Raw genomic sequence first — 20,774 nt, 5'->3', positions numbered from 1 at the left:
TTCGGTGGGAGGAGCCACGATGCAGGAGCAGTCCGCTCATGCAGAGCATGTCTATACGAGCACACAACGCGATTCCGCGGCTGCCAGTTCGTCCGTCGTGGCATCTTGGCGGCGATGCATCGCCATGCACAGGCTGGCACCGGAAGAAAACCGCTCTCCTCTTCGCCTGACGGATCATGAATTCGGCGTCGCCCGCGAGGAAGCTGAGCTACTGATCGCGAACGCCTCTGATGAACTCGACCGCCTTTTTACCACGGCGGGCCGGGCTGGCTGCTGCCTCCTGCTCACCGATCGCAACGGCATTGCGCTTGAACGACGCGGAGCCGCCGGCGACGACAAGGAATTCCACGATCTCGGTCTCTGGACCGGCTCGGTCTGGACCGAGGCAAGCGTCGGGACCAACGGCATCGGCACGGCGATCGCCGACGAGCGTGCGGTGTCGATCTTCCGAGACCAGCACTTTTTCAGTTCGAACATCAAGCTGAGCTGCACGACCGCGCCGATCCGCGATCATCGCGGACAACTGGCGGCCGCACTCGACGTTTCCACCTGCCGCGACGATGTCAACGAGATGACCCTCGCCCTCATCTCCCAGATGGTCCGCGATGCCGCCATGCGCATCGAGATCAACCTCTTCCGGAGCGCGTTTGCCGGCTCCCGTTTCGTCATGGTGCCATCAGGCGTCAACTCTTCGTCGGCGCTGCTGGCCGTGGATCGCCATGATCTGGTCCTCGGCGCCACCCGTGCGGCCCGGCTCGCCCTGAAGCTGGACGACCGGCGTATCGCAGCCGGTCTGCCCGCCACCGACGCCCTTAACGAAACCCGGCTTTCCGACGAGGAAGAGCTTGCCTCCTCCGAACGCGCGGCGCTGATGCGCGTGCTATCGAGAGCCAACGGCAACGTCTCGCAAGCGGCGATCGCCCTTGGCATCAGCCGCGCGACGCTTCACAGGAAGATGAAGAAACTCGACCTTCACTGACTGCCTGGCAGTCGGGCGGCGTGTCGCAGCCCTGCGACACTGTGCGGTGCGGTATGGCCGGGCCGGCCTGTTTCTTCCCGATAAAGACGAGCAGATTTCCTCTCACGGGTTCGTTCCTGGACCTGGGCTCATCTCAAGGGAGGATGACATGCTGCATCAGAAAATCGTCGAATCTCCATTCAAGCTGAAATACGGCAACTTCATCGGCGGCGAATGGCGCGAACCGATCGAAGGCAAATACTTCGACAACATCACACCGGTCACCGGCGGCAAGCTTTGCGAAATCCCGCGCTCGAGCGAGAAGGACATCAACGCCGCGCTCGATGCCGCGCACGCCGCGAAGGAGAAATGGGGCCGCACCCCTGTCGCCGAGCGCTCCAATATCCTGATGAAGATCGCCCAGCGCATGGAAGACAAGCTGGAGCTGCTTGCGCAGGCGGAGACCTGGGATAACGGCAAGCCGATCCGCGAAACGATGGCCGCCGACATTCCGCTGGCGATCGACCATTTCCGCTACTTCGCCTCGTGCATTCGCTCGCAGGAAGGCTCGATCGGCGAGATCGATCACGACACGGTGGCATATCACTTCCATGAACCGCTCGGCGTCGTCGGCCAGATCATCCCCTGGAACTTCCCGATCCTCATGGCCGCCTGGAAGCTTGCACCGGCTCTGGCAGCCGGTAACTGCGTGGTCATCAAGCCTGCCGAACAAACCCCGGCATCGCTGCTCGTCTGGGCCGAACTGATCGGCGACCTCCTGCCGCCTGGCGTTCTCAACATCGTCAACGGTTTTGGCCTCGAAGCCGGCAAGCCGCTTGCATCAAGTCCTCGGATCGCCAAGATCGCCTTCACCGGCGAAACGACGACCGGCCGGCTGATCATGCAGTATGCCAGCCAGAACCTGATCCCGGTGACGCTGGAACTCGGCGGCAAGTCCCCGAACATCTTCTTCGCCGACGTCATGGCCGAGGACGACGCCTTCCTCGACAAGGCGCTCGAAGGCTTCGCGATGTTCGCTTTGAACCAGGGCGAAGTCTGCACATGCCCCAGCCGCGCCCTCGTTCAGGAATCGATCTACGATCGCTTCATGGAAAAGGCGGTCAAGCGCGTCGAGGCGATCAAGCAGGGCAACCCGCTGGATAGCGCGACGATGATCGGTGCCCAGGCCTCCAACGAGCAGCTCGAAAAGATTCTCGCCTATCTCGACATCGGCCGCCAGGAAGGCGCCGAAGTGCTGGCCGGCGGCTCGCGCAACGACCTCGGCGGCGATCTCGCCGGCGGCTATTACGTCAAGCCGACGATCTTCAAGGGTCACAACAAGATGCGCGTCTTCCAGGAGGAAATCTTCGGGCCGGTGGTGTCGGTAACGACCTTCAAGGACGAGAAGGAAGCCCTGGAGATCGCCAACGACACGCTCTACGGTCTCGGCGCCGGCGTCTGGACTCGCGACGGCAATCGCGCCTACCGCTTCGGCCGAGAAATCCAGGCCGGACGCGTCTGGACCAATTGCTACCATGCCTATCCAGCCCATGCCGCCTTCGGTGGCTACAAGCAATCGGGTATCGGTCGTGAAACACACAAGATGATGCTTGACCACTATCAGCAGACGAAGAACCTGCTCGTCAGCTACAGCCCGAACGCCCTCGGTTTCTTCTGAGAAAAGCCCGAAGGTACATGAAAAGGAGCCGCCTCTCACTCGCGAGGGGCGGCAACGTCACTGGGAGGAGGCATCAATGGAAGACATGGTCAACGGGGAGCCGAGGGTTCTGGCGACAGACGCGGCGGTCGCGCTGATCGACGAGATTCGCCGCGATTATCCGGATATCCTGTTCCACCAGTCCGGCGGATGCTGCGATGGGTCTTCGCCCATGTGCTATCCTACAGACGATTTCATCGTCGGCGATCTGGATGTGAAGCTGGGCGAAATATCAGGCGTGCCCGTCTACATCAGTGCCAGCCAATTCGAGGTGTGGAAACACACGCAACTCATCATTGATGTGGTGCCCGGACGCGGAGGAATGTTCTCGCTGGACAACGGCCGGGAGAAGCGCTTCCTGACGCGCTCCCGCCTGTTTAGCGGTGGCGAAGCCTGCCTGCTTCCGGAAACCAACCGACAGGCATAACCGTTCAATGCTTGCGCGTTTTCCCGCCTGATATCGTCGAGCCCGTTACCGAGATCGGATCGCTCGCCGGGAAGGAATCCTCGAGCCCCTCGTCGAGTTGCTCCTCCATCGCTTCCGTATCTCCTGCCTTGCGCGCACTCGGCTGCGCCACACCCTTCGAAAGATCGCCATCCGCCTGGAACGATGCCAACTCCTTCATGACCGCCTTGGCGCGGTCGAGCGCGTTGTGCGAATTGAGGGTCGCATCGCTGTCTCTGCGCAGCTGGACGGACACCACTTCGCCGCCCGCTCCCACGAACTCGACCGTGAAACCACGCTTTCCGCCTTGTTCCGGAATAACCTGTGTACCGACGACCTGCATCTGAACTCTCCTCTTCAGCATCCGTTTCGACAACGACTGCCTTTCGACAAAGTTCCGGCAGGCTTAGCCCGGCATGCGCGCAAAAAAAAGCCACCGTCAAGCGGTGGCTAGGAGTGAGGTCAAAACCTCCAGAGGGAACAGCTGCCTCATCGATCGGGAGGAATGATCGACATGCACGAGACAGCTGTCATCAAATATGACGATCGAAGCCAGTGATCTCAATCAACCACGCGCTCAAATACGTCAGGAATGGAAATCATCTTTCCGCAATCGCCCCGTATGGCGCGAAATTTTCCCGATCGCCCTTTATCGGGGCGATGGCGCCGCACCCGTGGATTCGCGCAGGATTAGTTCGACTGGCCAGAGTTCGTGAATTTCCGTCAGCGAACGTCCCGCGAGCAGCTGGATCACCAGATCGGCGCAGCGTGTGCCCGCCGCGCGCATCGAGGACCGTGTCGCCGATAGCGAGGGAGCCATGTTATCCGCCGTCAGATAAGGGAACACGTCGTCATGCGCGATAACCGAAACGTCGCGCCCGACCTGCAGCCCAAGGGAGCGCGCAGCCCGATAAACCCCAAGCGCCGTCATCATGGATCCGGCGACAATTGCGGTCGGAGGATTGGGTTGCTCGAGAAATGAGCGCGCGAATCGAAAGCCGAGTTCGTCGGTGAAATTTCCGCTCGCCTGCAGTTGTGGATCGGGCTCGATGCCGCCGCTTTGCAACGCGCCGCGAAAACCATTGTCACGGTGGATCGCATAGGTCGCTCCGGGCCTGCCGTTGATCATCGCGATCCGCCGATGGCCGAGATCGATCAGATGCGACGTCGCCCTGCGGATGGCGCCTTCATTGTCGATGTCGAGCCACGCATGCGGCACATCGATATCCGAGCGTCCGTGGACGAGAAACGGCATTCCGAGCTCGTGCAGAAGCGAAATGCGCGGATCGCTGGGCTTCGGCGAATGCACGATGATCGCGTCGACACGCCGGCTCTCTACCAGACGACGGTAGAGCTCCATCTCGTCGTCCTGGTCCGGGTCGGACATCGGAATGACGAGAATATCAGTCTCCTCGGCAACGAGCCGCTCGGCCATGCCGGCCATGAACTCCGCGAAGTGAAACTCGCCCGCGCGCCCCATGACGACGCCGATCGCGCCTGCCCGTCCGGTCTTCAGCCGCACCGCATTGACATTCGGCCGATATCCGAGCCTCGCCGCCTCCTCCGTGACCCGCGCACGCGTGACCTCGCTGACCTCCGGATACCCGCTCAGCGCCCGGCTGACGGTGGTCGGCGACAAGCCCACATGTTTGGCGAAGTCTTTAAGTTTCATGTAGCTGGCAGGTCTCTTCTGATCGATTTCGGAGCATCTGTTTCAACGTCACTTATGGCCCAACCGCGCCAAAGCGCAAAACAGCCAAACCGTTTTCAAATCTAAATATTGTCTGCATCTGGCGCAAGACCGTTTGCCCACAGTCTAAAAATCAACCATCACGTTGATATAAAACATACAATTCAAATATCTTGGCGTGCGACACACCTCGTTCGCTTACCCGCTTGACTTGATATCGACCTTCTGACAGTTTTTTCCAGCCAAACCGATTTCAATTTTTCCGGCGTTTGGTTCTTTTGGGAGGAAGATTATGAAGTTTCGTTTTACAGCGGTCGCCGTCGTAGCCGCATTGATCGGCGTCGCACAGCCCTCGTTTGCCGCCAACATCAGCATTTCCGCAAGCTCGACCGGCAAGAACCTTGACCTGTTCCGCAAGCAGCTCGACGAGTTCGAGAAGGCAACCGGCAACAAGGTCAGCATCGTGACCATGCCGTCATCGTCGACGGAGCAGTTCTCGCAGTACCGCCTGTGGCTCGCCGCCGGCAATAAGGACGTCGACGTCTACCAGACCGACGTCATTTGGGCGCCACAGCTCGCCGACCAGTTCGTCGACCTCAAGGATGCCGCAAAGGATGTCGTCGGCGATTTCTTCCCGTCGATCATCGCCTCGCAGACCGTCAACGGTCGCTTGGTCGCCATGCCGCTCTATACGGACGCGCCAGCGCTCTTCTATCGCAAGGACCTGCTCGAAAAGTACGGCAAGCAGCCGCCGAAGACCTGGGACGAAATGGCGGCAACCGCCAAGGAAATCCAGGACAAGGAACGCGCAGCCGGCCAGAAGGATCTCTGGGGCTATGTCTTCCAGGGCAATGCCTATGAAGGCCTGACCTGCAACGCACTCGAATGGGTCAAATCATCCGGTGGCGGCCAGATCATCGAAGCCGACGGCACGATCTCGATCAACAACGAGAAGGCAGCGGCGGCGATCGACCGCGCCAAGGGTTGGGTCGGAACGATTTCGCCCGGCGGCGTGCTGGCCTACCAGGAAGAAGAATCCCGTGGCGTCTGGCAGACCGGCAATGCCGTCTTCATGCGCAACTGGCCCTACGCCTATGCTCTCGGCAATGGCGGCGACAGCGCCGTCAAGGGCAAGTTCGACGTCACGACGCTTCCGGTTGCCAAGGAAGGCGATACGCCGTCCTCGACACTCGGCGGCTGGAACCTTGCCGTATCGAAGTATTCGCAGAACCCTGAAGTCGCGATCGAACTCGTCAAGTTCCTGACCTCGAAGGAACGCCAGAAGCAGCGCGCCATCGAGCTCTCCAACCTGCCGACGCTGTCTGCGCTCTACGACGACAAGGACATCGCTGCCGCGGCACCCTTCATGCCGAACTGGAAGCCGATCTTCCAGAACGCCGTTCCGCGTCCGTCGGCATCCGCCAAGGTCAAGTATAACGAGGTTTCCTCGAAGTTCTGGACCGCCGTTCACAACTCGCTTTCGGGCAACGGCACCTCCGCAGAAAACCTCGAGCTTCTCGAGGCCGACCTGACATCGCTGAAGGGCGATAACTGGTAATCGACGGCATCGGCAGCGGCGGGCCTCCCGCCGCTGCCTTTCCCTGAAGACGCCACCGTCAATCGCCTCAAGAAGCGGGTACCTCATGACTGAAGCCGCAGTTTCCTCAAGCGTCGGATCGCGAGCGCGCGCCACCAATACCTCGTCGGACCTGCGCTCCGAGCGCATCCGTTCCGCCTGGCTGTTCCTGGCCCCCACCCTGTTCATTCTGGCCGTCGTTGCCGGATGGCCTCTTTTCAGAACGATCTATTTCAGCTTCACGAACGCATCGCTCACGAGCCTCGGCGACGCCCAGTTCGTCGGCTTCAAAAACTATCTCTCATGGATGACGCTGAAGAGCGGGCGCACCGTCTATAGCGGCCTGCTTGCGGATCCGAACTGGTGGCGCGCCGTCTGGAACACGATGAAGTTCGCGTTCCTATCGGTGACCATCGAAACCATTCTCGGCCTTATCGTCGCCCTGGTGCTGAACGCTAATTTCCCCGGCCGCGGCATCGTTCGCGCCGCCATCCTCATTCCCTGGGCGATCCCGACAATCGTCTCCGCCAAGATGTGGGCCTGGATGCTCAACGACCAGTTCGGCATCCTGAACGACATCCTGCTCGGCATGGGCCTGATCACGCAGAAGATCGCCTGGACCGCAAATCCCGACACGGCGATGATCGCGGTACTGATCGTCGACGTCTGGAAGACGACGCCTTTCATGGCGCTGCTCATCCTCGCCGGCCTGCAGATGGTCCCGGCCGATATCTACGAAGCCGCGAAGATCGACGGCATCAACCCGATCAAGGTGTTCTGGCGCCTGACCCTGCCGCTGGTGCGTCCCGCGATCATGGTTGCCGTGATTTTCCGAATGCTCGACGCCCTGCGTATCTTCGACCTGATCTACGTGCTGACGCCGAACAATGCGCAGACCAAGACCATGTCGGTCATGGCGCGTGAAAACCTCTTCGACTTCGACAAGTTCGCCTATGGGGCCACAGCCTCGACGGTGCTCTTCCTGATCATCGCGACGATCACCGTGCTCTACATGTGGCTCGGTCGCGTCAAACTCGGTGGGAGCGACCGCTGATGCTGCTGACCCTGACCAAGAACACGCTCTTCTACCTGCTCGTCACGATCATCGTCATCATCGCGGTCTTCCCGTTCTACTATGCGATCCTGACGAGCTTCAAAGCCGGCACCGCCCTCTTCGAGGTCAACTACTGGCCGACCTCGATCTCGCTGACCAACTACACCAACGTCCTGACGACAGGCAGCTTCATCCGCAGCCTCGGCAACTCCCTGCTCGTCGCATGCCTCGTGGTCGCGGCATCGTTGTTGCTCGCGGTGACAGCATCCTATGCGCTTGCCCGCGTCAATTTCCGCGGCCGCGCGCTGTTGATGCTGACGATCCTGTCGGTCTCGATGTTCCCGCAGATCGCCGTGCTCGCCGGCCTGTTCGAGCTGATCCGCTGGATCGGCATCTTCAACACGCCCTTTGCACTGATCTTCTCCTACATGATCTTTACCCTGCCCTTCACGGTCTGGGTTCTGACCACCTTCATGCGCGATCTGCCCATCGAAATCGAGGAAGCGGCGATCGTCGACGGCGCCTCGCCGTGGGTCATCATCACCCAGGTTTTCATGCCGCTGATGTGGCCGGCTCTGGTCACGACAGGCCTGCTTGCCTTCATTACGGCCTGGAATGAATTCCTCTTCGCCCTAACATTTACCTCATCGGACGCTCAGCGAACGGTGCCGGTTGCCATCGCCCTGCTTTCGGGCGGCAGCCAGTTCGAAATCCCGTGGGGCAACATCATGGCAGCATCCGTCATCGTTACGGTCCCTGTCGTTGTCCTGGTCCTGATATTCCAGCGGCGCATCATTTCCGGCCTGACCGCCGGCGGCGTCAAAGGTTGAAGAAAGCACGATATGGCACAGATTCGACTCGACAATATAAGAAAGAGCTTCGGTGCGCTTGAAGTCATCAAGGGCGTCTCGCTCGATATCCGCAAGGGCGAATTCATGGTCTTCGTCGGCCCGTCCGGCTGCGGCAAGTCCACCCTGTTGCGGCTGATCTCCGGACTGGAGGACATCACCGCGGGCACGCTTTCCTTCGATGGCGAGGCGGTCAACCGCTATGCGCCGTCGAAGCGCGGCATCGCCATGGTGTTCCAATCCTATGCGCTCTATCCGCATATGACCGTATTCGAGAACATGGCCTTCGGAATGAAACTGTCAGGGCGCACGAAAGAAGAGTGCAAGGCCCGCGTCGAGCAGGCCGCCGGCATGCTGCAGCTGTCGCCCTACCTCGAACGCCTGCCCCGTCAGCTATCGGGCGGCCAGCGCCAGCGTGTAGCGATCGGTCGCGCCATCGTCCGCGACCCCAAGGTTTTCCTGTTCGACGAGCCGCTGTCGAACCTCGATGCGGCGCTGCGCGTCGCAACGCGTCTAGAGATCGCCAAGCTTCACCGCAGCATGCACGGCACGACGATGATCTACGTCACCCACGACCAGGTCGAGGCGATGACGCTCGCCGACCGCATCTGCGTGTTGCGGGATGGCGTCGTCGAACAGGTCGGCACCCCGCTCGAACTCTACGAGACGCCGAATTCCGTTTTCGTCGCCGGCTTCATCGGTTCCCCGAAAATGAACTTCCTGACCGATGAGTTCTCTGTGCCCTATAACGCCCACACGATCGGCGTTCGTGCCGAGCACATGGAGATCGTCCAGCAGTCACCCGCCTGGGCGGGCACCGTCATTCATTCCGAAATCCTCGGCTCGGACAGCTTCGTCTACCTCGACATCGGCTCCTCGGAGCCGCTCGTCGTTCGCGAAACCGGCGTATCGAGCCATCAACCCGGCCAGAAACTGGGCGTCGCCCCGGTTCAGGGCTCAATTCACCGTTTCGACCAATCCGGACGCGCGCTCGAGAGGTTTCCCCTCAAGGGCGCGGCCTGACGCCACCCAAAACCACAGGATCACGCCGCTTCCCATCGGTTCCGGTCCACCATTCGCATGAAGGAGCAATCACTTGGCTATTCGCACCATTGTCTGGGGTGAAAACATCCACGAAACCACCAATGCCATCGTTCGGGGCATCTATCCGGAAGGCATGCACACCACCATCGCCAACGCGCTGAACACCGATCCGGCGATCCAGGCGACGACGGCCACGCTGCAGGAGCCCGAGCACGGCCTGACGGAAGCCCGCCTTGCCGAAACCGACGTCCTCACCTGGTGGGGCCACAAGGACCACGGTGCGGTCTCCGACGTCGTCGTCGAGCGCGTCGCCAAGCGCGTCTGGGAAGGCATGGGCCTGCTGGTCCTGCACTCCGGCCACTTCTCGAAGATCTTCAAGCGCCTGATGGGCACGCCCTGCGCGCTGAAGTGGCGCGAAGCCGGCGAGCGCGAGCGCCTGTGGACGATCAACCCGCGTCACCCGATCGCCGCTGGCCTCGACGAGAACTTCGTTCTCGAAAACGAGGAAATGTACGGCGAGCAGTTCTCCGTGCCGGAGCCGCTGGAAACCGTGTTCATCTCCTGGTTCCAGGGTGGCGAAGTCTTCCGTTCGGGCCTTACCTGGCGTCGCGGCGCCGGTAACATTTTCTACTTCCGCCCTGGCCACGAAACCTATCCGACCTATCATGATGCCAACGTTCAGAAGGTCCTCATCAACGGCGTGAAATGGGCCTATAACCCGCAGGGCGATCTGAAGAGCATCACCGATGCCCCGAATGTGCCGGTCGAAAAGGCTCTCGAGCCGATCGTCGAACGCGGCCCGCGACTGCATCAGGCCGGCGAAGCCGGTTATCGCTGAGGAGCACACTATGCGTCTACTCGTTCTTGGCACAGGCTCGATGGCCAGAAACCAGGTTGCCAATTTCCTCGCCATCGACGGCGTGGAAGTTGTCGGCGCAGTCGATACCGACCCGGCGCGCCTTGCCGAATTTGCCGATCACTTCCGCATCGAGAAACGCTTCCTGACACTGGAGGAAGCGATCGCATGGGGTGACTTCGACGCGGCCACCAACGTCACGCCCGATCGTATCCACCACGCGACCAGCCTTGCGCTCATCGCCGCCGGCAAGCACGTCTTCTGCGAAAAGCCGCTGGCCGAGCATTACGACCACGCGCTGGAGATGACGGAAGCCGCTGAATCTGCCGGCGTCATCAACATGGTCAACCTCACCTATCGCAACGTCGCGCCTCTGCAGCGCGCCCGCGAGATGGTCTTGGCTGGCGAGCTCGGTACCATCAGACACGTCGAGGCCTCCTACCTGCAAAGTTGGCTGGTCTCGCGCGCCTGGGGTGACTGGCGCACGGAATCGCGCTGGCTGTGGCGCCTGTCGACCGGTCACGGTTCGAACGGCGTGCTCGGCGATGTCGGCATCCATATCCTCGACTTCGCCGCTTATGGCGCGGCGACCGATATCGACCACGTCTTTGCCCGCCTCAAGACCTTCAACAAGGCCCCGGGCGGTCAGATCGGCGAATATCTACTGGATGCCAACGACAGCTTCACCATGTCGGTCGATTTCACCAATGGTGCGCTCGGCGTCATCCACGCGACCCGCTGGGCAACCGGCCATCTCAATGAGCTGAAGCTTCGCATCTATGGCGAAAAGGGCAGCCTCGAGGTCATCCATCGCCCGGATGGTTCCGAACTGCGCGGCTGCTTCGGCGAGGACATCGAGACCGCCACCTGGCGCGACATCGAGGTTCCGGCTGTGCTGACAAACTATCAGCGCTTTGCAGAAGCGGTCAGAACCGGAAAGCAGGACGACCCGACCTTCCGCCACGCCGCAAACCTGCAGAAGGTCCTCGACCTTGCGATCGTGTCGGAGAAGGAAAGGCGGGAGCTCAATCTGCTGGAGGCCTCAGAGCAGGCTAGCCCGGCAGACAAGCGGATACCGCCGCTGACAGTCGTCGTCTGATACGAGAATTCTCCAAAAAGGATAGAGGCCCGCCGATGCGGGCCTCAGACTGCTGACTAGCCGTTCCTTTTTGCGGAAGATCGGTTTCTCCGTCATGCCGGCCTTGAGCCGGCATCCAGCGGCACCGCGTCTGCGGTGCGAAAGGGCCTTTTGCGCGCAACGACTTGCGCGCGCTGGACCCCGGCTCGCCGGCCGGGGTGACGGCCGATAGGGCATCCATCCCGTTAGGACATAAGGCTTTGTCAACAAGCTTAAGTCCGCCGATGCGGGCCTTTATCTTTTCAAACTACCGAAGACGATCCGCGAGCAGGCCGATCGAGATAGCGTCGGCATTGGCAAAGGCGAGCCTGAGATAATGCTCCTGCCCTTCCCCGAAATAGCTGCCCGGCAGGCAGACGACACCGGCCTCCTTGGCCAGACGCTCCGCGACGGCGGCTGAGCTGAGCTCGGCGAAGGGGTGGCGGATGAACGCGAAATAGGCGCCAAGCGCACCGATCTCCCAGCCGGGCAACCCCGACATCACGGCCCGCAATGCATCCGCACGGCGCGCAATCTCCAGGCGATTTTCCGCCTGCCAGCCCGCAAGGATCGGTATCGCCGCGGCAACGGCGACCTGGGCTGCGCGTGGCGCGCAAATCTGCATGTTGTCCATGACCTTGGCAATCTCGGCTACGACGTTGACGCCTGCCGTGATCGCCCCGAGCCGATGGCCGGGAATGCAAAAGGACTTCGAGAAGCTGTAGAGAAGGACCAGCGTGTCTTCCCAGCCCTGAATCGTGAGTAGCGGATGTGGAGCGCCGTAGCCATCGGGAAGGAAGTCGCGGTAAGTCTCGTCGACGATCAGCCACGCCCCATGCTTGCGGCAGAGGTTGAACAGCTCATGCAGCAATGCCGGCGGGTAGATTGCTCCCGTCGGATTGTTCGGCGTCACCACCGCCAGCACCTTGGCGCCGCCCTGAAGCGCCTTTTCGGCTGATTGAACCTCCGGCAAAAAGCCATTCTCCGCATCGCACTCGACCAGAACGCGCTTGATGCCGAGCATCGACAGCGTCGTTTCCTGATTGAAGTAGAACGGATTGGTGAGCGCCACCGTATCGCCGGAGCCGGCAAGCGCGATTGCCGCCGACATGAAAGCCTGGTTGCAGCCTGCGGTGATATGAATGTTGGCTGCGGAAACGGCCGCCCCATAGACCTTGGACATATGTCCGGCATAGGCCTCTCTCAGCACGCCCTCGCCCTCGATCGGACCATAGCCCGTCGTCTTCGGCGACGATGCTGCTTCGCCAAGCAGCCGCAACATTTCAGGATGGGCCGGATAGCCGGGGACCGCCTGCGAAAGATCGACCAACGGTCCCTTGCCGCCCTTGTATTCGCGAGCCCAGGCGAGCACCGAGGGAATGGGTGGCGGAGACAGGCGGGAAACAAGCGGATTGGCGAAGGCAGACATGCAGCTCTCTTCTCGAACGAGGTGAGTCCTCACTCCTGCACGGAATGGGCTTCCTCGGCAACCGGCATTGAAGACCGTCGCACAGCGATCGTCAGGAGCCGCAGCAGGCCTTGAGTCTCGACAGCTTCGGCACCTCGATATGCCGGTTCGCGACGATGGAGATTACCCCATCGGCCTTCAGCTTCGACATCTGGCGGGAAACCGTCTCGATCGTCAGCCCGAGGAAATCGGCAATGTCGGCTCGCGACAGGGGCAGGTCGAACTGCCGCTTTTCGCCGTCGGCCTCAGGATCAAGATGCGTGGCGATCAAAAGAAGGAAGCTTGCGACCTTCTCCGCCGCCGTCTTGCGCCCGAGCGTCACCATCCAGTCGCGGGCTTCGTCGAGCTCGCGCAGTGTCTGCGACATCAGGCGTTCGGCGAGCGCCGGGTTGCTCTTGACCACGCGCTCCAGCGCGGCCTTTGGAATGCGACAGAGGTTGACGTCGGAGGCCGCCTCTACCGACACCGCATTTTCATTCGCATTCAGCCTGCCGAGAAGATCGGGCGCGAACTGCAGGCCGACGATCTGCTGGCGTCCGTCCTCCAGCGTCTTCGTGAGCTTCACGACGCCGCGGATGACGGTCGCGTAGGATTCGGCCGGCATCCTCTCACCGGCGAGCTCGTCGCCCGATTCGTGATTGACGAGACGCGTATGCGCCGACAGCGCCAGCAATTCGTCGGAACTGAGCGCACCGCACATGCCCTTGTGGCGAACCTCGCAGCTCATGCAACGTACTGGTATGTTTGAATTATGTATGTCTTTGCGCATCAAATCAGCTCCGCGCAAAAGCATAGACCACAGCCCACGCGCGAGAACAGCCCTTTTCTTGATCGAAATCAAAGTGTCGCCTTCCTGGCCCGGCTATGGCTTCCCCGAAAGGATACGCCATGAACGCCGAACTCATCGCCCGCTACGCCGCTCCGGTACCGCGCTATACCAGCTACCCCACAGCGCCACACTTCCACGACGGCATCGACGAAGCCGTCTATAGGGAGTGGCTTGGCGAACGGCCGGATGGCCCGCTGTCGCTCTATCTGCACATCCCGTTCTGCGATCGGCTCTGCTTCTATTGCGGCTGCCATACCAAACAGGTGCGCCGCTACGACCCGATCGTCGCCTATCTCGATGCACTCAACAAGGAGATCGGGCTTGTTGCCGGGTGCCTGCCCGAGCGGCGCAAGGTCAGCGCCATCCATTTCGGCGGCGGTTCGCCGACGATCGTCAGCCCGAAGGATCTGCAGCGATTGCGCGGCACGCTGGATCGACACTTCGACATCGCTCCAGACACCGAGATCAGTGTCGAAATCGACCCGACCCATGTCGACGCCGAGCGCCTGCAGGCATGGAGATCCTTCGGCATCACGCGGGCAAGCGTCGGCGTGCAGGACTTCGAACCGATCGTACAGACCGCCATCAACCGCCCGCAGAGCTTCGAGGAGACGGCTGACGTCGTGACCACGCTGCGAGATCTCGGCGTTGCGTCCATCAATCTCGACATTGTCTACGGCCTGCCGCATCAAGACCGGGCGATGCTGATGCGGACAATCGAGCACTGCCTTTCGATGGCGCCGGACCGGATCGCCATGTTCGGCTATGCGCATGTCCCCTGGATTAAGAAGCACCAGTCGCGGATCGATGCGGCGACACTAGCCGGCCCGTCTGAACGCTCGAGATGGCGGCTGCCGGTGCTGAGGCCATTCTTGCCGAGGACTATGTGCCTGTCGGTATCGACCATTTTGCGAAGCCGGCCGACGGCATGGCGCAGAAGCTCTCCGACGGCACGCTTCGGCGCAATTTCCAGGGCTACACCACAGATGATGCCGACGCACTGATCGGCTTCGGCGCCTCGTCGATCGGACGCCTGCGGCAAGGCTACGTGCAGAACATCACGCCGACCGGCCAATATTGTCGGGCAATCTCGGACGGGCACCTGCCTGTCGCACGCGGCTTTGCGCTGTCCGAGAGCGACCGCGCCGCGGCGTGCGCCATCGAGGACCTGATGTGCCGCTATGCGTTCTCCGTCACGGACCTGCGCTCCCGTTTCGGACGCGCGGCCGACGGCGTCTGCGCCGATGCGATGCGCACGTATATCTTCAACGAGGATGAACTGACCACCTTCGACGGCAATACCTTCGCCGTCACGCCGAAGGGCCGGCCTTTCGTGCGGGCGATCGCTGCGAAATTCGATCGTTACCTCAAGCAGGGCCATGCAAAACATTCCGTCGCCGTTTGATCCAGATCAAGTTCAGCCACGGCGAATTTTCCTATGACTCGCTGGGGCACCAAATTGCCGCAGCCTCCAATTGACGATTGCCCGTAGACCGACCCAGTTATAGTAATTTCAGAAATTTCTGAAATCACAGACATAACGGAAACCGAAATGAACCTTCCGCCGCTTGTTCAATCCTTTGTTCTGCACTTCGGCGAGATGGGCTCGCGGTGGGGCATCAACCGCACCGTTGGTCAGATTTATGCTTTGCTCTACGTCTCGCCTTCGCCGCTCTGCGCCGAGGATATCACCGATGCGCTCGGCATCTCGCGTTCGAATGTTTCGATGAGCCTGCGCGAGCTGCAGACCTGGAACCTGGTTCTGCTCAAACACAAGCCGGATGACCGGCGCGACTTCTTCACCACCCCCGACGACGTCTGGCAAATCCTGCGCACACTGGCCGAGGAGCGCAAGAAGCGCGAGGTCGATCCGACGCTGTCGGTGCTGAGGGAAATCCTGATGCAGCGCCCCGCAAGCGAGGCCGAGCGCCATGCCCAGGAACGCATGAGCGAGATGCACGCGCTGATCGAACAGCTAACGCATTGGTATGAAGACGTAAAACAACTTGAAACAGAGCGCCTTGCAACGTTACTCTCTTTAGGTGCGAAAGTGACGAAGCTGCTGGAGGCCAAGGACCGAGTTGTTTCGCTCGGCCGCAGCCGCCGGCCCAATCCTGCGAACAAGAGTTAGCGCTATGGGGAGTGCTTACTTAGACGCAAATGGAAAGCAGGCTTTCGGCAAGCCGGCTAAAGGCGTGGGCAAAAATAAGGGGCTGCGCAAGGCAGCCACCGTCCAGGCGCTGGCATCGCTCATCTGGATTCCGCAGGCGGCATTTCTCGCCGCCGCGGTCGGCCGCATCGCAGATGGCGGCGGCTTCAACGACGTCTTGTGGTTGGCCGTCTATATAGCGCTCCTCGGGTTCGCGAAGAGCTGTCTCGAAGCGGCTGGCGGCCGCATGGCATTCCGCGCAGCACGCGCCGAACTGACGGCGCGGCGTGAACTTGCTGCGGCAGCCCTCGCCCGGCGCTCGCCGATCGACAGCACAAGGCCGAGTTCCGGTGAAGCTGCAAGCATCCTCGGCGAACAGGCCGAGATGATCGTTCCCTACCTCTCCCGCTTTCAGCCGGCGCGCTTCAAGGCGAGCGCCGTACCGTTAGCCATCCTCGCCTGCGTCTTTCCGATTTCGTGGATCGCGGCTCTGATCCTGCTGTTCGCGATGCCGCTCATTCCGGTTTTCATGGCCTTGATCGGCTGGCGTGCCCAGACAGCCAGCGAAAAGCAGCTCGCAGCGACCGGCGGGCTCAACGGTTTCCTCCTTGATCGCCTGCGTGGAATGACGACGATCCGCTCGCTCGGTGCGGTCGATGCCACCGCGACCCGGCTGAGGGCCGATGCCGATGAGCTGAAAACCCGCACCATGGCCGTCCTCAAGATCGCCTTCCTGTCGTCGGCCGTTCTTGAGCTTTTCGCCGCACTCGGCGTGGCGCTGGTCGCCGTCTACATCGGCTTTTCCCTGCTCGGTGAAATCAGGTTCGGCGCCTGGGCCGGTGGCCTCGACCTGACAAGCGGCCTCTTCGTTCTGCTGCTTGCCCCCGCATTCTTCGAGCCGATGCGCGAACTCTCAGCCGTCTGGCATGACCGGGCCGCGGGCGAAGCCGCGATCAAGGCGATCGATGGGTTGAGTGCGCAAGGGCTTCAGCTTCCGGTCGGGGGCGATACCGCAAGCGAAAGCGCGGCCGGCGCCATCCGATTGCAGAATGTCGGCTTCCGCTACGACAAGGACGGCAAGGCGACGATCGAGGCATTCAATCTCAGCATTCGTCCCGGCGAGCACGTTGCGCTGCTCGGCGCCAGCGGCTCGGGCAAGTCGACCCTCCTCGCATTGATCGCCGGCCACGCCGCCTGCGAGACCGGCAGTGTCACCATCGACGACGAGCCCGCCAATCCCGCGCTGCAGGCCAGGATCGCCTGGGTCGGCCAGAAGCCGCACATATTTGCGGGCACCATTGCCGGCAATATTTCCCTCGGTCGACCGGGCGTCTCCCCGCAAGCGGTGGCGGAGGCGCTCGATCTCGCAAAGCTCGGCGGTTTCGCCAGCCTTCACGCCCGCCGCCCGCTTGGCGACGGTGGCCTCGGAGTATCGGGCGGCGAAGCGCTACGCCTCGCCATCGCACGCGCCGCCTGCAATCCCGACGCCCAAATCGTGCTTGCCGACGAACCGACGGCACACCTCGATGCGGACACCGCCAGCGACATCACCGAGAGCCTGATCGCTCTCGCCAAGGGCCGAACGCTGGTCGTCGCAACCCATGACCCGCGGCTTGCGTCGCGCATGGATCGCACAATCAGACTCGATCCCGAAACCGCACGGGAGGCCGCCGAATGAGCGCATCGCTTTCCAACCTCAAACCGATCATCAAGCTTTTCCTGGCCGAGCGGCGCCGCGGCCTGCTCCTCGGCGCGGCACTCTCAGCGACGACAGTCGCTGCCGGCATTGCCCTGCTCGGCCTGTCCGGCTGGTTCATCACCGCGGCTGGCATCGCCGGACTTTCCGCCGCAGCGATCTCCACCTTCGACGTCTTCATGCCGTCGGCCGGGATCCGCCTGCTTGCGCTCGGCCGCACCGGTTCGCGCTACGCGGAACGGCTGACGACCCACGACGCGACGCTGAGCGTACTCGCTGCCCTTCGCGAACGCCTGTTTCGCGGATGGGCGGCACCCGGTGCGGCCCGCGAACTGGCAAGGCGGCCCGCCCGCCTGCTTTTCCGTCTGACCGGCGACATCGACGCGCTGGATTCCCTTTATCTGCGCGTGCTGGTCCCGGCAGCCGTGGCGATCGTCGCAGCGCTTGCCGCGAGCATTGCGCTCGGCCTTATGAACCCGCTCTTCGGCCTCGCCGTCGGCGCCACGCTCCTCGGCGCGGGTCTCGGCATTCCACTGCTGGCAGGACGTCGCGCGACGAAGCACGCCCGCCGCCGCACCTATGGCATCGAAGCGCTCCGTGCCCGCACCATCGACCTCGTCGCCGGGCAGACTGACCTGCTGATGGCCGGACGCCTTGCTGCCCAGCGCGCGGCAATCGCCGAAGCCGATCGCTACGCGTCGGATGCGGATGATCGCCTGAACCGCATCGAAGCCGGTATTACCTTCGGCTTCGGTCTCACGACGACCGCACTCCTGGCCGGTTCATTGCTGTCGGTCGCGGCACTCGCGGGCAGCGGCGCAATCGGCGCACCGGCCGCGACCCTCGGCATCCTGATCGCCTTCGCATCAGTCGAACCCTTTGGCGCATTGAGGCGGGGGGCGATGGAACTCGGTCGCACGCTTCTTGCGGCACGCCGCATCGCGCCCCGGCTGTCGGCCGATGACGAGATTCACGGCAACCGCGCGCCGCCGACCGGTTCTGCTTTTCGCCTGCACGGCGTCAGCGCCGGCTACGACGCTGAAACATCAGCGCTTCACGGCCTCAATCTCGACATGGCGACAGGCTCGACGCTGGCACTCGTCGGCACCAGCGGCGCGGGAAAATCGACTCTGCTGTCGCTGCTCGCGGCCGAAATGCGGCCGAGCGAGGGAAGTGTCGAATGCCTCGACGCCACCCTGCTCACGCAGCGCACCGAGCTTTTCCAGGACAGCCTTCGCGGCAATCTGCAGCTGGCAGATCCCGAGGCAAAGGATGCCGCCCTCAACGAGGCGCTCGCCGACGCCGGGCTCCTGCAGGACCTCACCGCGCTGCCGCGCGGGCTCGATACCCGGCTTGGCGAAGGCGGCATGGGGCTGTCTGGCGGTCAGTCGCGCCGCCTCGCCCTTGCCCGTCTCTTCCTGCGCGATACACCGCTCTGGCTGCTCGACGAGCCAACCGAAGGTCTCGATGGCGCCACCGCCCGCGACGTCATGAACCGTCTGGCGGAGAAGGCGGAAGGACGGACGCTTGTCATCGCCACCCATATCCGCCGCGAGGCCGCGATAGCGGATGTCATGATCGTCATGGAGGATGGGCGCATCACAGAAGTTTCACGTCGTGGAGAGGCGACGTTCGAAAAGGCTTTGAATCGGCTGAGACCGGACTGAGCCACACCGCATGACCGCCCGGCAATCCGGCCTGGTGGAAACTCTTCATACCCCGTGGGGCCGTGGGAGAAAGACAATGGAACTAGACATAGTCGCGCTATCGCGCTTCCAATTTGCGCTAACCGCGCTTTACCACTTTTTATTCGTGCCATTGACGCTCGGACTTTCCGTGCTGCTCGCCATCATGGAAACGGTCTACGTCATGACCGGCCGCCAGATCTGGCGGCAGATGACGAAATTCTGGGGCGTGCTTTTCGGTATCAACTTTGCGATCGGCGTTGCGACAGGCATCGTCATGGAATTCCAGTTCGGGATGAACTGGAGCTATTACAGCTACTATGTCGGCGACATCTTCGGCGCCCCGCTGGCGATCGAAGGGCTGATGGCCTTCTTCCTCGAGGCGACCTTCGTCGGCCTGTTCTTCTTCGGATGGGACAAGCTTTCGAAGGTCGGCCACCTGGTGGCGACATGGTGCGTGGCGCTCGGCTCCAACTTCTCGGCGCTCTGGATCCTCATTGCCAACGGCTGGATGCAGAACCCCGTTGGCTCGGCGCTCAATCCGCAGACGATGCGCATGGAGGTCACCAGCTTCTTCGACGTGGTCTTCAATCCGGTTGCCCAGGCGAAGTTCGTTCATACGGTCTCGGCCGGCTATGTCTGCGCCTCGATCTTCGTGCTCGGTGTCTCGGCCTGGTACCTGTTGAAGGGACGCCACATCGAGATCGCCAAGCGGTCGATGACGGTTGCCGCCTCGTTCGGTCTTGCATCGTCCCTGTCGGTTGTCGTCCTCGGTGACGAAAGCGGCTATCTCGCAACCGAAAACCAGAAGATGAAGCTCGCCGCCATCGAAGCCATGTGGAAGACGGAACCGGCGCCCGCCGCCTTCACCGCCTTCGGGTTCCCCGATCAGGAAACGCGCGAAACCCACTTTGCCGTCCATATCCCGTGGGTCATGGGTCTGATCGGCACTCGTTCGTTGACGACGGAGATCCCCGGTATCGACAAGCTGGAGCAACAGGCCGAGGCCCGTATCCGCGAAGGCATCAAGGCCTACGACGCGCTGACGCAGATCCGCGCGGCTGCAACCCCGGATGCCATCGCGCCAGAACTCCGCTCGTCCTTCGAGGAACTCGGGCACCAACTCGGCTATGGCCTTCTCCTGAAGCGCTATGTCGACGACCCACGCCAGGCGACTGACGCCCAGATCACCCAGGCCGCCCGCGATACCATCCCGCATGTGCCGACGCTCTTCTGGTCGTTCCGTATCATGGTCGGGCTCGGCATGTTCTTCATCGTCCTGACGGCCGCTTTCTTCTGGCTGTCCGCACGACGTCACCTCGACAAGTATCCGCTGTTGCTCAAGATCGCCGTCTTCGCCATCCCGCTTCCCTTTATCGCCATCGAAGCCGGCTGGATCGTCGCCGAGATCGGCCGCCAGCCCTGGGTGATCGAAGGCGTGCTGCCGACGGCGATGGCGGTCTCGAGCCTCGGTGCCAGCACGGTGCTGCTGACGATCATCGGCTTTGCCGTTCTCTACACGGCGCTGATCGTCGTCGAGATGACCTTGATGATCAAAAGCATCCAGAAGGGACCGGAACCGGACGACGAGCCGGAAGCCGAGCTCATTTCCGAAACCCTCGTTCCTGCCGCGGAGTGATCG

17 protein-coding genes and 1 pseudogene are annotated in these 20,774 nt (G+C 62.0%); 14 read left to right on the top strand and 4 right to left on the bottom strand.

Translation table 11 applies throughout. The features are described 5' to 3' along the window. Positions 1 to 19: 19 nt before the first annotated feature. From ASE04_RS24090 to ASE04_RS24080, 3 genes are all read left to right on the top strand, one after another. A complete protein-coding gene (locus ASE04_RS24090; RefSeq protein ID WP_056823810.1) occupies positions 20 to 979 on the top strand; it encodes a helix-turn-helix domain-containing protein in 960 nt (319 codons plus the stop codon). Between the two features lie 148 nt (positions 980 to 1,127). Then, positions 1,128 to 2,636, top strand: a complete 1,509-nt coding sequence (adh, locus tag ASE04_RS24085) for an aldehyde dehydrogenase (protein WP_056823807.1) — start codon at positions 1,128 to 1,130, stop codon at positions 2,634 to 2,636. Between the two features lie 76 nt (positions 2,637 to 2,712). Then, positions 2,713 to 3,102 carry a DUF779 domain-containing protein gene (locus tag ASE04_RS24080; RefSeq protein WP_056823804.1) on the top strand — a complete coding sequence of 130 codons (390 nt, stop codon included), beginning with the start codon at positions 2,713 to 2,715 and terminating at the stop codon, positions 3,100 to 3,102. A gap of 4 nt (positions 3,103 to 3,106) precedes the next feature. Here the strand turns inward: ASE04_RS24080 and ASE04_RS24075 are convergent, their stop codons facing one another. After that, positions 3,107 to 3,463, bottom strand: coding sequence for a hypothetical protein (locus ASE04_RS24075; RefSeq protein ID WP_056823801.1), 357 nt, complete (start codon positions 3,461 to 3,463; stop codon positions 3,107 to 3,109). A gap of 306 nt (positions 3,464 to 3,769) precedes the next feature. Further along, the gene (locus ASE04_RS24070; protein ID WP_056823797.1) at positions 3,770 to 4,792 is read right to left on the bottom strand and encodes a substrate-binding domain-containing protein; all 1,023 of its coding nucleotides are present in this window, start codon (positions 4,790 to 4,792) and stop codon (positions 3,770 to 3,772) included. Positions 4,793 to 5,102: 310 nt separating this feature from the next. Here ASE04_RS24070 and ASE04_RS24065 point away from each other — a divergent pair, with 310 nt between their 5' ends. The 6 genes from ASE04_RS24065 to ASE04_RS24040 all read left to right on the top strand — a co-directional run bounded on the left by ASE04_RS24065 (position 5,103) and on the right by ASE04_RS24040 (position 11,287). Further along, positions 5,103 to 6,368, top strand: coding sequence for an ABC transporter substrate-binding protein (locus ASE04_RS24065; RefSeq protein ID WP_056823794.1), 1,266 nt, complete (start codon positions 5,103 to 5,105; stop codon positions 6,366 to 6,368). A gap of 85 nt (positions 6,369 to 6,453) precedes the next feature. Continuing rightward, the gene (locus ASE04_RS24060; protein ID WP_056823791.1) at positions 6,454 to 7,440 is read left to right on the top strand and encodes a carbohydrate ABC transporter permease; all 987 of its coding nucleotides are present in this window, start codon (positions 6,454 to 6,456) and stop codon (positions 7,438 to 7,440) included. Beyond that, a complete protein-coding gene (locus ASE04_RS24055) occupies positions 7,440 to 8,270 on the top strand; it encodes a carbohydrate ABC transporter permease (protein WP_056823788.1) in 831 nt (276 codons plus the stop codon). The genes ASE04_RS24060 and ASE04_RS24055 overlap by 1 nt, the downstream gene beginning before the upstream one ends. Before the next feature lie 12 nt (positions 8,271 to 8,282). Then, positions 8,283 to 9,311 carry an ABC transporter ATP-binding protein gene (locus ASE04_RS24050; protein ID WP_056823785.1) on the top strand — a complete coding sequence of 343 codons (1,029 nt, stop codon included), beginning with the start codon at positions 8,283 to 8,285 and terminating at the stop codon, positions 9,309 to 9,311. Positions 9,312 to 9,384: 73 nt separating this feature from the next. After that, positions 9,385 to 10,170 carry a ThuA domain-containing protein gene (locus ASE04_RS24045; protein WP_016554600.1) on the top strand — a complete coding sequence of 262 codons (786 nt, stop codon included), beginning with the start codon at positions 9,385 to 9,387 and terminating at the stop codon, positions 10,168 to 10,170. 10 nt (positions 10,171 to 10,180) lie between these two features. Further along, complete coding sequence (locus ASE04_RS24040; RefSeq protein WP_056823782.1) at positions 10,181 to 11,287, top strand: Gfo/Idh/MocA family protein; 1,107 nt, start codon at positions 10,181 to 10,183, stop codon at positions 11,285 to 11,287. Between the two features lie 286 nt (positions 11,288 to 11,573). Here the strand turns inward: ASE04_RS24040 and ASE04_RS24035 are convergent, their stop codons facing one another. After that, positions 11,574 to 12,734 (bottom strand): aminotransferase, encoded by a 1,161-nt coding sequence (locus ASE04_RS24035; RefSeq protein ID WP_056823779.1) that lies wholly within the window; start codon positions 12,732 to 12,734, stop codon positions 11,574 to 11,576. A gap of 91 nt (positions 12,735 to 12,825) precedes the next feature. Next, positions 12,826 to 13,500 (bottom strand): Crp/Fnr family transcriptional regulator, encoded by a 675-nt coding sequence (locus tag ASE04_RS24030; RefSeq protein ID WP_244490482.1) that lies wholly within the window; start codon positions 13,498 to 13,500, stop codon positions 12,826 to 12,828. Between the two features lie 161 nt (positions 13,501 to 13,661). Here ASE04_RS24030 and hemN point away from each other — a divergent pair. From hemN to ASE04_RS24005, 5 genes and pseudogenes are all read left to right on the top strand, one after another. Further along, positions 13,662 to 15,007: pseudogene (hemN, locus tag ASE04_RS24025) on the top strand (oxygen-independent coproporphyrinogen III oxidase). Between the two features lie 147 nt (positions 15,008 to 15,154). Continuing rightward, positions 15,155 to 15,733, top strand: a complete 579-nt coding sequence (locus ASE04_RS24020; protein ID WP_056823777.1) for a GbsR/MarR family transcriptional regulator — start codon at positions 15,155 to 15,157, stop codon at positions 15,731 to 15,733. Between the two features lie 4 nt (positions 15,734 to 15,737). Further along, complete coding sequence (cydD, locus tag ASE04_RS24015; RefSeq protein WP_056823774.1) at positions 15,738 to 17,429, top strand: thiol reductant ABC exporter subunit CydD; 1,692 nt, start codon at positions 15,738 to 15,740, stop codon at positions 17,427 to 17,429. Continuing rightward, positions 17,426 to 19,114, top strand: coding sequence for an amino acid ABC transporter ATP-binding/permease protein (locus tag ASE04_RS24010; protein WP_056823771.1), 1,689 nt, complete (start codon positions 17,426 to 17,428; stop codon positions 19,112 to 19,114). The genes cydD and ASE04_RS24010 overlap by 4 nt, the downstream gene beginning before the upstream one ends. Positions 19,115 to 19,190: 76 nt before the next feature. After that, positions 19,191 to 20,771, top strand: coding sequence for a cytochrome ubiquinol oxidase subunit I (locus ASE04_RS24005; protein ID WP_056823768.1), 1,581 nt, complete (start codon positions 19,191 to 19,193; stop codon positions 20,769 to 20,771). Positions 20,772 to 20,774 lie beyond the last annotated feature (3 nt).

The organism is Rhizobium sp. Root708, from assembly GCF_001429725.1.
In the GTDB taxonomy this organism is placed as follows: Bacteria; Pseudomonadota; Alphaproteobacteria; order Rhizobiales; family Rhizobiaceae; genus Rhizobium.
This window is presented reverse-complemented; position numbering and strand designations above follow the sequence as displayed.